Origin of the sequence: Pedomonas sp. (assembly GCF_036515995.1) — a bacterium.
Lineage (GTDB): Bacteria > Pseudomonadota > Alphaproteobacteria > Sphingomonadales > Sphingomonadaceae > Pedomonas.
On sequence record NZ_DATBUP010000051.1, the window covers coordinates 1 to 13648 of the forward strand.

At 65.8% G+C, this 13648-nt stretch carries 9 protein-coding genes; 8 read left to right on the plus strand and 1 reads right to left on the minus strand.

From position 1 onward, the window contains the following. Positions 1-158 precede the first annotated feature (158 nt). From VIG90_RS04235 to VIG90_RS04245, 3 genes are read left to right on the plus strand one after another with little or no spacing between them, the layout of a single operon-like run. Positions 159-1568 (plus strand): efflux transporter outer membrane subunit, encoded by a 1410-nt coding sequence (locus tag VIG90_RS04235; RefSeq protein WP_331592202.1) that lies wholly within the window; start codon positions 159-161, stop codon positions 1566-1568. Between the two features lie 3 nt (positions 1569-1571). Beyond that, complete coding sequence (locus VIG90_RS04240; RefSeq protein WP_331592203.1) at positions 1572-2732, plus strand: efflux RND transporter periplasmic adaptor subunit; 1161 nt, start codon at positions 1572-1574, stop codon at positions 2730-2732. Positions 2733-2743: 11 nt separating this feature from the next. Further along, positions 2744-5878, plus strand: a complete 3135-nt coding sequence (locus VIG90_RS04245) for an efflux RND transporter permease subunit (protein WP_331592204.1) — start codon at positions 2744-2746, stop codon at positions 5876-5878. 72 nt (positions 5879-5950) lie between these two features. On the opposite strand, the gene VIG90_RS04250 is transcribed toward VIG90_RS04245, so the two are convergent. Then, on the minus strand, positions 5951-6544 hold the full coding sequence (locus VIG90_RS04250) for a nitroreductase (RefSeq protein WP_331592205.1): 594 nt from the start codon (positions 6542-6544) through the stop codon (positions 5951-5953). A gap of 312 nt (positions 6545-6856) precedes the next feature. On the opposite strand from VIG90_RS04250, the gene VIG90_RS04255 reads away from it, so the two are divergent. The 5 genes from VIG90_RS04255 to VIG90_RS04275 all read left to right on the plus strand — a co-directional run bounded on the left by VIG90_RS04255 (position 6857) and on the right by VIG90_RS04275 (position 13502). Continuing rightward, positions 6857-8641, plus strand: a complete 1785-nt coding sequence (locus VIG90_RS04255) for an oligopeptide:H+ symporter (RefSeq protein WP_331592206.1) — start codon at positions 6857-6859, stop codon at positions 8639-8641. Between the two features lie 4 nt (positions 8642-8645). Further along, positions 8646-10109: an amidohydrolase gene (locus tag VIG90_RS04260; protein WP_331592207.1), complete on the plus strand. Its 1464-nt coding sequence runs from the start codon at positions 8646-8648 to the stop codon at positions 10107-10109. Next, a complete protein-coding gene (locus tag VIG90_RS04265) occupies positions 10106-11410 on the plus strand; it encodes an amidohydrolase family protein (protein WP_331592208.1) in 1305 nt (434 codons plus the stop codon). Before VIG90_RS04260 ends, VIG90_RS04265 begins: the two co-directional genes overlap by 4 nt. Positions 11411-11544: 134 nt before the next feature. Continuing rightward, positions 11545-12246, plus strand: coding sequence for an NnrU family protein (locus VIG90_RS04270; protein ID WP_331592209.1), 702 nt, complete (start codon positions 11545-11547; stop codon positions 12244-12246). 368 nt (positions 12247-12614) lie between these two features. Continuing rightward, complete coding sequence (locus VIG90_RS04275; protein ID WP_331592210.1) at positions 12615-13502, plus strand: PEP-CTERM sorting domain-containing protein; 888 nt, start codon at positions 12615-12617, stop codon at positions 13500-13502. The last annotated feature ends 146 nt before the right edge of the window (positions 13503-13648 follow it).

The window sequence follows — 13648 nt, forward strand, 5'->3', positions numbered from 1 at the left end:
GCCCGCTTGCCTTTGGTGGCAAGCGGGCCGCTGCCTGCTCTGGTAGTATCGGTCAGCCCCCAACTCCTCTTTAGACGGATCCTAAATAAACCGCTTGACTGTGAAGTGGTGTGTTATGTTAGTAGTACAGCATATCAGCAAAGCAGTTCGAGGGGACTATGCAAAGGATATGCACATTTGCCGCGACAAGCGCCGCCGTTCTGGCGCTTGCGGCCTGTGCGCCTTCGCTCAAGGAGCCGCCGCGCACCGCGAATCTCGCAGTGCCGGCAGCGTTCCAGGCAGTAGCAGCCGGAGAGGCAGGGGAGTTCGCTGACACGGATTGGGTGGGAAGCTTCGCGTCTCCCACCCTGTCTGCATTGGTGGACGAGGCGCTCGCGCACAATCGTGACCTGCGGGCCGCCAGCGCGCGGGTTGCGCAGGCGCGGGCGCAGGCACGCATTTCCGGTGCCGACCTCTGGCCGCAGATCGGTCTTGAGGCAGAGGCGTCACAGGTTCGCAACGGTTTGAGGAGCGGGGCCGAGAAGGAGACGCTCTATACGGCCGGTTTGGCCGTCACCTGGGAAGCGGACCTGTGGGGGCGGCTTGCCTCGCAGCAGCGCAGCGCGGCCCTGACGGCAGAAGGCGCGACCTATGAATTTGCGGCCGCCCGCCTGTCGCTGGCCGGTCAGGTGTCGGAGAACTGGTTCGAGCTCATCGTCTCCCGCCAGCAGTTCGAGCTGGCGCAGGCGACGGTCGAGACTTACGCCCGCGCCGAGCAGATCGTGCGCGAACGGCATCAGGCAGGGCTGGCCTCGGATCTGGATCTGAGCCTGGCCATTTCCAACCGTCAGTCGGCCGAGGCTCTTGCCCGCCTGCGCGACCAGCAGCTGCGGGAATCCCAGCGCCGGCTGGAAGTGCTGCTCGGCCGCTATCCGGCCGCGGAGCTGACCGGGGGCGACGTTCTGCCCGCACTGCCCGCACGGCCGGGCGCCGGTGTTCCGGCCGAGGTGCTGGCGCGCCGTCCGGATCTTCAGGCCGGGTTCTCGCGCCTGATGTCCAGCCGGTTCGACGTGGCGGCGGCCCAGCGGGCCCTGCTGCCGCGCCTGACCCTGACCGGCTCGATCGGCGACAGCAGCACGAACTTCTCTGATGCCTTCGATTTCAAGGGCATTCTGGCCACCATCATCGGCAACCTGACCCAGCCGCTGTTCCAGGGCGGCCGCCTGCGCGCCAACGTGGACCTCACCCGCGCGCAGGAGGACGAGGCGGTGCAGAGCTATGCCCAGACCGTCCTGATCGCCATGCGCGAGACGGAGGATGCGCTGGGGGCCGAGGCGCTGCTCGGCAGCCGCGAGGCTGCGCTTGAGGAAGCGGCCCGGCAGGCGGCCACCGCCGAGCGTCTGGCCGAGCTCCAGTACACCAACGGCCTCACCAACATTCTGACCCTGCTGGATGCCCAGCGCCGCAATCTGGAGGCGCAGAGCCAGCTTCTCGATGTTCGCCTGATCCGCATGAACAACCGTGTGCGCCTGCACGTGGCTCTCGGCGGTTCGGTTCAGCCGGCCGTTGCGGCCGGTCAGGAGTCCTGATCCATGCTCGACACGCAAAAAACCAAGCTTTCCACCAAAACCGTCATGCTGGGTCTGGCCGGTCTCGGTCTGCTGGGCGGTATCATCGCCTTCACCGCCATGTCCGGCGGGGCGGATGCGCAGGCCACCCAGAGCAAGGGCGACGGCAAGAGCGCAACCGGCCAGCAGCAGGGCACCGCGCCGCGGGTGACGGTGTTCACCCCCGGCACCTCTCAGGTGTCCGCCAGCATCAAGGTGACGGGCACCATCTCGGCCCAGTACGACATGCCCGTCAGCATCGATGGCGAGGGTGGCCGGGTGGCGGCGGTGCTGGCCGAGGCCGGCGACAGGGTGAAGAAGGGGCAGGTGCTTGCCCGCATCAACACCGACGTACTGCGCCCCTACGTGGCCCAGCTTGCGGCGGCGCTGGAGGAGGCGAAGGCCGATGCCCGCCTCGCCACTGCCGAGTACGAGCGCGTCAAGGCCGTCTCGGGCAGCGGTGCGATCTCCCGCGAGGATGTGGAGCGCCGCGCCGCGGCCGCCGAGATGCGGGTTGCGCGCGCCAAGGTGGCCGAAGCACAGCTGCGCGAGGCGGAGGCCCGGCTCGCACGCGCTGAAATCCGCGCCCCGGCCGATGGTCTGGTGCTGGAGCGCACGGTCGAGGTCGGCCAGACGGCAACGCAGGGCGTGGTGCTGTTCCGCGTCGCCAAGGACGGCAAGGTGGAGCTGCGCGGCGAGGTCGCCGAGCAGGACATGCCGAGCCTGAAGGTCGGCCAGAAGGCTTCGGTGCGAATTACCGGCGTTGACCGGGCGTTCGAGGGCAAGGTCTGGCTGCTCAGCCCGACCATCGACCCCAAGAGCCGTCTTGGCAGCGTGCGGGTGGCGCTGACGCCCGACCCGATGCTGCGGCCGGGCGCTTTCGGCCATGGCGTGGTGATGGCGGGCGAGGCCGAGAAGCCGGTGCTGCCGCACTCGGCGCTGCAGGCCGACAAGAAGGGTGCTTTCGTTTACGTGGTGGGCGCGGACAGCAAGGTTGTCCGCCGCAATGTGCGCATCGGTACCACCACCGAGCAGGGCGTGGTGATCGAGGACGGCCTCAGCGGCAAGGAGCGGGTGGTGGCTTCGGCCGGCGCCTTCCTGCGCGAGGGCGAGGTGATCGCCCCGGTCACGCAGCAGGCGAGCTGAGGAGCCGTCACATGAGAAACATGTCTTCCTGGGCGATCCGCAATCCGATCCCGCCGATCGTGCTGTTCGCCATCCTGACGGTGATGGGCCTGATCGCGTTCATGCGCATGCCCATCAACAACATGCCGGACACCTCCTTCCCGGTGGTGATGGCGACCATCAGCCAGCCCGGCGCGGCGCCGACCGAGATGGAGATGCAGATCACGCAGATCGTCGAAGGGGCGGTCGCGAGCGTCGGCAACGTGCGCAACATCACCTCGCGCACCATCGAGGGCACGGCCTTCGTCATCGTGGAGTTCCAGATCGGCACGCCCATCGACCGCGCGGTCAATGACGTGCGCGACGCCGTCTCCAAGGTGAGGTCACAGCTGCCCGACGGCATCGAGGAACCGGTGATCGAGCGGCAGGACATGGAGGGCGGCGCGCTCTCCTACATCGCCGTCAGCACGACCGACATGACGCCGGAGCAGCTCAGCTGGTTCGTGGACAACACCATTTCCAAGCGGCTCCTCACGCTGGGCGGCGTTGCACAGGTGCAGCGCATCGGCGGCGTGACGCGGGAGATCCGCATCGATCTGGACCCGGCGCGGCTTCAGGCCATGGGCCTTTCGGCAGCGGAAGTGAACCGGCAGCTGCGCCTCCTCAACCTCGACGCGCCGGGCGGCCGCACGGAAGTGGGCGGCTCGGAGCAGGCGGTGCGCGTTCTGGGCGGCGCGAAGACGGCCGAGCAGCTGGCCTCTACCCGCATCATGGCGGCAGGCGGCAAGGTGGTGCGCCTCTCCGACATCGCGCAGGTGCGCGACGGCGTGGCCGAGCAGCGCAGCCTCACCCGCAACAACGACCAGATGGTGACGGCCTTCGGCGTGACCCGCGCCAAGGGCTCCTCGGAAGTCAGCGTCTATGACGCCATGCACAAGGAGCTGGAGAACATCCGCAAGGAGAATCCCCAGGTCCAGATGGAAGAGATCTTCACCACGGTCAAATACACCAAGAGCAACTACAACTCGGCGCTGTGGGCGCTGATCGAGGGCTCGATCCTGGCGGTCGTGGTGGTGTTCCTCTTCCTGCGCGACTGGCGCGCCACGCTCATCTCGGCGCTGGCCATTCCGCTGTCCGCCATTCCGACCTTCCTCATCATGGACATGATGGGCTTCACGCTGAACATGCTCAGCCTGCTGGCGCTCTCGCTGGTGGCGGGCATTCTGGTGGACGATGCCATCGTGGAGATCGAGAACATCGTGCGCCACATGCGCATGGGCAAGTCGGCCTATCAGGCCGCCATGGAAGCGGCGGACGAGATCGGCCTTGCGGTGGTGGCGACCACCATGTCCATCGTGGTGGTGTTCCTGCCGGTCGGCCTGATGGGCGGCGTCTCGGGCCAGATGTTCAAGCAGTTCGGCCTGACGGTTGCGGTATCGGTCTTCATGTCGCTGCTTGTGGCGCGATTGATAACGCCCTTGATCGCGGCCTACTTCCTCAAGCCGTCCGAGGAGAAGAAGGACCATGCCAACGGCCCGGTGATGCACAAGTATCTGGCTGCCCTGCGCTGGTCGCTGCGGCATCGCTGGATCACGCTGGCGGGCGGCGTCTCGTTCTTCATCCTCTCGATCTTCATCGCCACCCAGATGTCGGTCAGCTTCATGCCGCCGATCGACGACACCGTGTCGGTGGTGCAGATCGAGCTGCCGCCGGGCTCGCGCCTGGAGGACTCGGCCCGCGTTGCGAGCCAGGTGAAGCGCATCGTCGAGCAGCACCCGGAAGTGGTCAGCGTCTTCGAGATCGTGGGCGAGGATGCGGGCGACCTGCGCAAGGCCCAGCTGTTCGTCACCCTGACGCCGGGCAACGAGCGCGAGCCGACCCAGAAGGAGATCGAGCAGGAACTGGCCCCCAAGCTGGCCGCCATTCCCGATGCCCGCGTCAACTTCCAGAGCCAGAGCGGCGGCTTCGGCCGTGACATCTCGGTGGTGATCGGCGGCGATGATCCGGTGCTGCTGGAGAATACCGCCAACAAGATCATGGACGAGATGCGCGCCGTGCCGAGCCTGCACGACCCGCGGATCAACGGCGACATGCAGCGCCCGGAAATCATCATCAAGCCGCGCTTCGACATCGCGGCGGAGATGGGCGTGTCGGTCTCGGCGCTGAGCCAGACCATCCGCATCGCCACCATGGGTGACGTGTCGCAGAACCTGGCCAAGTTCTCTCTGTCGGACCGTCAGGTGCCGATCCGGGTGAGCCTTGCCGAGGGCGCGCGCACGGACATGACGACGCTGGAGAACCTGCCGGTGCCGACCGACAGCGGAAGCTGGGTGCCGCTGAAGTCCGTCGCCGACATCAGCTTCGGTCAGGGCCCGACCTCCATCCGCCGCTACAACCAGAGCCGCCGCATCGTCATCGAGGCGGACGTGCAGGGCGTGCAGCAGGGCGTGGCGCTGGCGCAGGTGGAGGCGCTGCCGACGCTGAAAAACCTGCCGCAGGGCATCCGCCGCATCTACGCGGGCAATGCGGAGTTCCAGCAGGAGCTGATGAGCAACTTCGTGATTGCGCTGGCAACCGGCGTGATGATGGTGTTCGCGGTGATGGTGCTGCTCTACAAGCGCGCCTTCCAGCCGATCGTGAACATGGGCTCGCTGCTGCTGGCCCCGGGCGGTGCGTTCATCGCGCTCATCATCTTCGGGTTTGAGGTCACCGTGCCGGTGTTCATCGGCATCCTGATGCTCTTCGGCATCGTGGCGAAGAACTCGATCCTGCTGATCGACTTCGCCATCGAGGAAATCCGCAGCGGCACGGACCGCGAGACGGCGCTGATCGAGGCCGGCCACAAGCGCGCCCAGCCGATCGTGATGACCACCATCGCCATGATCGCGGGCATGCTGCCCATCGCCATCGGCATCGGAGCAGACACCTCGTTCCGCGCGCCGATGGCCATGTCGGTGATCGGCGGCCTCATCACCTCGACGGTGCTGACGCTGGTGATCGTGCCCGCCGCCTTCACGGTGGTGGACGACATCGAGAAGTGGCTGGGCCGCAAGCTGGGCCGGATGCTCACCATCCAGCCCGGCGACGTGGCCGCGGCGGAAGCGGCGGCGGAAGCGGCGCAGCCCAAGCCGCACAAGCCGCATCCGATTGCGGCGGCCGCCGAATAAGACTTACCGGACTTACGGCAGCCTGGGCAGGCAGGGGTTAGCTCCCTGCCTGCCTTTTTCTTTTAGGGAAGCTCAGGTGCGGGGCGACCAGATGGTGCTGATGGCTTCCAGTTCGGGGCGGGGACGCTCCTCGGCAGGGCGGGTGCTGGTGCCGATGAAGACGAACCCTGCGCTGCGGTCTCCCGGCGCGCCGCCGAGCAGTTCGATGACCGCCGGCGAATAGGTGGCCCAGCCGGTCAGCCAGTTGGCGTGATAGCCCAGCGCATGGGCGGCCATCAGCAGGTTCTGGCAGGCGGCCCCGGCGGAGAGTTCCTGCTCCCATTCGGGAATTTTGATGCCCTTGGTGATCCGGCTCAGCACGGCGATGATGACCGGAGCCTGCCGGGCGAACTGAAGCGCGCCTTCGATTTCGATTTCGGAGGCATCGGGCTTTTCGGCGCGCAGAGCCGCGACCAGACCTGCGGCGAAGGCTTCACGGTTTTCCTTGCCGATCACCACGAACCGCCACGGGGACAGCTTGCCGTGATCCGGCACGCGGCTGGCGGCGGAGAGAATCTGACGCAGTTCGATCTCGCTCGGGCCGGGCTCGGCCAGATCCCGGGCCTTGGCGGAACGGCGGCTGAGCAGGAGGCTCATGGCGGAGGTGCGGTCATTCAACGTGGTCATGGATCAGGCCTCCTCAAGGAACGAACAGGAGATGGGGACAGGAGAAGGGAGAGCTAACACGGCGCTGGCGGGTGTCAAAATGCTATCCGCCGCTGCCAAGGCGCGCTTCGCCGCAAGGCCGATGTTCATCTGGCGTTCATCTGTTCAGTTAAGCGACTTAGGGGAAGCGAGGGGCATGGGGGCTCCTTGATAGAGTGGGACATTCAGAACCGACGGTATTGTCGAGCGACCGTTCACTTTATAGGTTGAGCTGTTCGCCGTCCGGCGATGGTACCTATTCACGATGGTTCCGACATTCTCAGGGAGATCCCGATGACTTCAGAGGCCGGCGCACCAGCCACGCGCGAAGGCACTTGGCTAGGCCATCCGCGTCAGTTGTTTGTGTGCTTCACTACCGAAATGTGGGAACGCTTCGGCTTCTACGGGATGAAGGCGATCCTCATCCTGTATCTGACCAAGCACTTCCTGTTCGATGACGGTCAGGCAGCAGGCATCTACGCCAGCTATACCGCGCTGGTGTACCTGACCCCGCTGATCGGCGGCCTTGTGGCCGACCGCTATCTCGGCTCCCGCGGCGCGGTGAAGTTCGGGGCCCTGCTCATGCTGCTGGGCTACTACGGCTTGGCGTTCGGCGGCCCGCAGACCCAGCAGTTCCTTGAAATCGACAGCGGCCGCTATCCCATCGAGATCGTCGATGTCGGCAACGACCGCACCGAGCAGTACGTCACCATCAACGACCAGCGGCTGCGGATCATGCCCGGCACCGAGGGCAGCATCCTGCTGAAGGGCGGTGCAGGCGGCGCGGCGGCCGATCAGGCTGCACCGGCCGGTGACACGGCCGCACCGGCGCAGGTTGCGGCGCAGGACACGGTTCTGGCAAAGGGCAGCTACGCCCTGCCGGTGGAGCGGAACCAGCTTTACCTCTACCTGATGTATCTCTCGCTCTCGCTGGTGATCATCGGCAACGGCTTCTTCAAGCCGAACATCTCGACCATGGTGGGCGACCTCTACGCACCCGGCGACGGGCGGCGCGAGAGCGGCTTCTACATCTTCTACATCGGCATCAACATGGGCTCGGTTCTGGGCCAGGTGCTGCTGCCGAACATGCGCCAGACCTTCGGTTTCGACGTGGCCTTCGCCGTTGCCGGCGTCGGCATGACCCTTGCCCTGCTCATCGCCATTCTCAACGACCGCAAGCTGAAAGGCTATGGCGAGCCGCCCAACCCGGCCCTGCTGACCAAGAACGTGCTGGCGGGCATCAACGTGCGCTGGATGATCTACATTCTCGCGTTTGCCGCGCTGGTTCCGGCGTGGATCCTCGTTCAGCAGAACGAGCTGGTGGGCGTGCTGCTGGCCGTGTTCGGCTTCGGCTCGTTCATCGCCATGATCGTCTATGCCGTGCTCAAGTGCGGCCCGGTGGAGCGCAACCGCATGATCGTCGCGGTGGTGCTGTCCATGTCCACCATCGTGTTCTGGTCTCTCTTCGAGCAGTCGGGCACCACGCTCACCCTGTTCGCCGACCGCAACACTGACCGTGAGATCATGGGCTGGATGATGCCGGCGGATCAGGTGCAGTTCTTCAACCCGCTGTTCGTCGTCACCCTCGCGCCGCTGTTCGCCGTGTTCTGGACCTACCTCCAGAGGCGCGGCCTCGAGCCCTCGACGCCGGTGAAGTTCTCGCTCGGCCTCGTGCAGGTGGGCCTCGGCTTCCTGCTGCTGGTGATGGCGATGAAGACCGCCGATGCCAACGGTCAGGTCGCCCTGATCTGGCTGGTGGGCGCTTACCTGCTCTACACGACGGGCGAGCTGTGCCTGTCTCCGGTGGGGCTGTCCATGATCACCAAGCTTTCCGCACCGCGCGTCGTCGGCCTGATGATGGGCGTGTGGTTCCTGTCCTCGGCGCTCGGCCAGTACGTCGTCGGCCTCATCGGCCAGCGTGCGGCGGTGACGTCCGTGGGTGGCCAGGTCAATCCGATTGAGGCGCTGGCGGTCTACAGCCAGACCTTCACGGAAGTGGGCTGGTTTGCCGTCGGGTTCGGCATTTTCATGTTGATCGTATCGCCGCTTCTGAAGCGCGGCATGCATGGAGTGAACTAAGACGATGAAGCATATTTTGCTTTGTATGAGTGCGCTGCTTGCTCTGAGCGCCTGCGCCACCACCGGTTCGTCCGGTGGGGGCCAGGGCTCTGGCTCAAGCACTGGGGCAGCAAGCAAGGCCGGAAACGGGGCGTCTTTGACCAAGACGTCGGTGGTGCGGATCGATCCGAACCCCTATCCGTCCACCTACCAGCCGTATCCGGGCGCACCGACGCTTATCCGGGGGGCAACGATTCTGGACGGCAAGGGCGGCCAGATCGAAAACGGTGAGATCCTGCTGCGCGACGGCAAGATCGTTGCCGTGGGCCAGACGGTGGAAGCGCCGGGCGATGCGGTCGTGATCGATGGCCGCGGCAAGTTCGTGACCCCGGGCGTGATCGACGCGCACAGCCACATGGGCAACTATGCGGCACCGGGCGTGCAGGCGCATTCGGACGGCAACGAAGTCACCGGTCCGGTGACGGCGGAAGTGTGGGCCGAGCATGGCGTGTGGCCGCAGGACCCGCAGTTCACCCGCGCGCTGGCGGCGGGCGTGACCACGGTTCACATCCTGCCGGGCTCGGCCAACCTGTTCGGCGGCCGCGGCGTGACGCTGAAGACCGTGCCTTCGCGCACCATGCAGGGCATGAAGTTCCCGGACGCGCCGTACAGCGTGAAGATGGCGTGCGGCGAGAACCCGAAGCGGGTTTACGGCGGTCGCAACCAGCCGCCGGGCAGCCGCATGGGCAACTTTGCCGGCTACCGCCAGACCTGGGCGCGCGCCACCGAATACAAGCGCGAGTGGGATGACTACACCGCCAAGGCCGAGAAGGGCGAGAAGGCGAGCGCCCCCAAGCGCGACCTGGAGCTCGACACCCTGATGGGCGTGCTCAACGGCGAGATCACGGTGCAGCACCACTGCTACCGCGCGGACGAGATGGCCAACGTCATTGATATGTCCAAGGAGTTCGGCTACAAGGTCTCCGCCTTCCACCACGGCGTCGAGGCGTACAAGATTGCCGACCTGCTGGCCAAGGAGAACATCTGCGCGGCCCTGTGGGCCGACTGGTGGGGCTTCAAGATGGAAGGCTACGACGGCATCAAGGAGAACATTCCCTTCGTGCATGCCGCCGGCGGCTGCGCCATCGTCCACTCCGATGATCCCAACGGCGTGCAGCGCCTCAACCAGGAAGCCGCCAAGGCCCTGGGCGCAGGCAACCGCGCGGGCCTCAACATCTCCAAGGCCGAAGCCTGGAAGTGGCTGAGCCTCAACCCCGCCAAGGCGCTGAAGATCGACGACAAGACCGGCAGCCTGGATGCGGGCAAGATGGCAGACGTGGTGCTGTGGAACGGCGACCCGTTCAGCGCCTACAGCCGCGCCGAGAAGGTGTGGGTGGACGGCGCCCTGCTGTTCGATGCCAACAATCCGAAGTTGCGTCCGGTTGCTGACTTTGAACTTGGCCAGCCCGGCGAAGGAGACGCGAAATGAAGCGGGCCGCAGCCATTGCCCTGGCCCTGATGTGCAGCACGGTTGCTGCCCGGGCTGAAACCATCGCCATCGTGGGCGGCACGGTTCACACCGTCGCCAACCCGCAGCCGATCGAGAACGGCACGGTCGTGGTGCGCGACGGGCGCATTGTCGCCGTCGGCCAGAACGTCGCGGTGCCGGCCGGCGCGCGCGTGATCGACGCCGCCGGCAAGCAGGTGACGCCGGGCATGTTCAACGCCTTCACCGCCGTCGGCCTTGCCGACGTGGGTGCGGTGCGCGAGAGCAACGACATCACCGCCCGCAACGCCGACTACGCGGCCTCGCTCGATGTCAGCTACGCCGTCAACCCGAAGGCCGTGCCGATTGCCGTCACCCGCATCGACGGCGTGACCCGCGCCGTGGTCTCGCCGCAGCCGGGCCAGTCGGTCTTCGGCGGGCAGGGCGCGCTCATCCATATGGGCGATGCGAACGACGTGGTGTTCAAGCCGCGCGCCTTCCAGTTCGTGGCGCTGGGCGAATACGGCGGCGAGCTGGGCGGCGGCACCCGCCCGGCGGCCTATGCCGAGTTCATCAACGCGCTGAAGGAAGCGCGCAACGTCTCCAAGGCCCAGTTCGTAGCAACCGGCGGCCAGCGCGCGCCGATCTACAACCGGGCTGACCTGGAAGCGCTGCAGCCGGTGCTGAACGGCCAGACACCGGTGGTGATCTGGGTGGAGCGCGCGGCGGACATCCGCCAGGTGCTGGGCCTGCGCTCGCAGTTCCCGCAGCTGCGCATCATCATCCTCGGCGCGTCCGAGGGCTGGATGGTCGCCAATGAACTGGCGGCGGCGCGCGTTCCGGTGATCATCAACTCGCTCCAGAACCAGCCGGACACCTTCGAGCGCCTCGGCTCCACCATGAACAACGCCGGCCGCATGGCGGCAGCGGGCGTGACGGTGGCGCTGGGCACCATGGCCCGCGACGAGTCGCATCAGGCCCGTCTCGTCCTGCAGGACGCGGCCAATCTGGTGGGTCAGGCCCGCGTTCCGGGCGGCACCGGCATGAGCTGGGCGGATGCGCTCAAGGCCATCACCCTCAACCCGGCGAAGATCTTCGGCGTGGACAAGGACCTCGGCACGCTGGAGCCGGGCAAGGTGGGCGACGTTGTGGTCTGGAGTGGCGATCCGTTCGATCTGATGCAGGCTCCGACCAACGTGCTTATCGCCGGCAAGGAAGTGAAGCTGGAATCGCGGCAGACCAAGCTGCGTGACCGGTATCTCGGCCTTCAGGGCGAGAGCCTGCCGCTGCACTACCGGTACTGAGCCGACGGATGGAGAGGGTTGCCGGCATCTCCCGCAGGTTGAAAAACAGCGATGCGGAGATAAGCTTGTAGTTGCGGGCACGGCGGCCTGACCTGCGGGTCGGGCCGCTGCTCCGGCGACAGGAGGGGAGGGGTATGGAGTCTCTGATTTTCGCGCTGGTTGCGTTTGTTGGAAGCCATTTCATCCTGTCCCATCCCTTGCGGCACCCTCTCATCCGAACCCTCGGGCGGTCAGGGTTTCTGGGGCTCTACTCCGTGGTCGCCCTGGCCACCTTCGCCTGGGTGGTGATTGCCTACACCAAAGCGCCGACGGTGTTCCTCTGGACCCCGCCGGCGTTTTTCTATCCGCTGACCAATCTGGTGATGCTGGTGGCGCTGATCCTGTTCGTGGGATCGCTCATCCAGCCCAACCCCATGATGGTCCACCCCGTCTCGCCCGAGGGCGCGGCGGTTGCGCCGCCGAACCTGCCCAAGGCGCCCAGGGGCGTCGTTGCTATCACCCGGCACCCGATGATGTGGGGCATCGGCCTGTGGGCGATCAGCCACGCGCTGGTGAACGGCGATGCGGCAACGCTGGCGCTCTGCATCGGCATTACGGTTCTGGCGCTGGGAGGGGCCGTGCTGCAGGACCGGCGCAAGGCCGCCGAGTTCGGGGCCGACTGGAACAGGTTCGTGAACGAGACCGCCTACGTGCCCTTCGGCGCGCAGGCCGCCAAGCGGCTGCCTTGGCGCACCGTCTGGCCCGGCTGGCTGGTGGTGGTGGGCGGCGTCTCCCTGTTCGTTGCACTCGCCTTCTTCCACGAAGCCCTGTTCGGCGTACCCGCCCTGAGGCCATGATCTGACCGGCGCTGGCTGAGCAGTTGGTGTAATTAAACTATAGATATTGCAAAAAACCTATTGACCATCGTCACGATACGTGGCATTCATTTCAGTATGGTCGAAAAGTGTGGCTTTGCCTGAGGCGGTGCCGGGCATGAGGGACATGCTGGTCCGCTTCGGGATCAAGCACGGCTCAACTGGTGGCCTGGCCAGCAGTAGTTTCAGGCGGCAATGATTTCAGCCAGCAATATTTTGAGAATGTCGAGAAAACTTACACTCCCGCCGGCGGCGGTGGGGTGCTCCGTTATAATTTTAACGGCTTAATCATCTGGCCGGCAAATTGCATCGCGACCTGTTCTGGCAAAAAGCAACCGGGGAGACTGACCATGCGGAAGATGCTCATGGCGGTGTTGGCGTGCGTTACCGGGTCCTTGAGCGGGGGTGCAGCGGCATTGCCGACCGCGCCATTCTTTGCGACGGCGGAAATGGTGGCGACGGTGCGAAGCGTGTCGGTCGGCGGTTCCCTGATGGACCGCGACGGCAACTACGTGCGCGACCTGACGCTGGCGGATACGCGGATGCTGCCGTGGAATGTGGGCGACCGGCTGACCGTGCGCTGGGAGCAGCATTCGGACAGTCTGGTGGATTGCACACCGGACAGCACCTCCTTCACCTTCGGCGGGCTGACCCAGCCGACGGCGGGAGGCTTCTCCGGCCCCTGCTACAGCCCGACGGCCGCAAGCTTTGTCGAGCTGGAGCGGGCGCGGGGCGGCACGTCTCCGGTCTGGGACAGCTGGGAGACCATGACGGGCCGTGGCCCGGTCTTCAACCTGGAGACCGGCGAGGTCGTACCTTATCTGGATGTGGTCGATGGACTGGTCACGGACTGCTGCGTCTATCTGTACGATCCGGATGCGGATGAGGTCATCACCGTGGAAAGCAACGGGGCCCAGAACCCGGAAGTCCCGTCATGGCCAGTCCAGTTCTTATGGTTCACAATCTTTGATGGCGCAGACGGTGGCGGTGGCATGACTCTGTATTCCTCCCAGGAGCTCGGCATTTTTGAATGGGAGGATCCGGATACGGGAGGGACGATTTTTCTCGGTTCGCTTGAGGAAGGCTATTTCGGCGTCTCGTTCGATGTGGAGTGGCGCAGCACCTTCCAGACGGAGCAGACGGAAGTGCCCGAGCCTGCCTCGCTGGCCCTGATCGGCGCGGGTCTGCTGGCGGCATCCGGGTTGAGGCGCAAGCGCCGCTGTGTGAGCCCGATTTGACGGGAAGCCGCCCGGCAAACAGGGGGGCATTTCAGAAGAAAATGGTCGAATAGACCGGCGTCCGGCCGCGTCCGGCGGGAGCCAAAGCGCCCGCCTCAACTTCTTCTGTGCGCTGCGTGCAGTGGCGTGGCCCCCGTGTCGGGGCG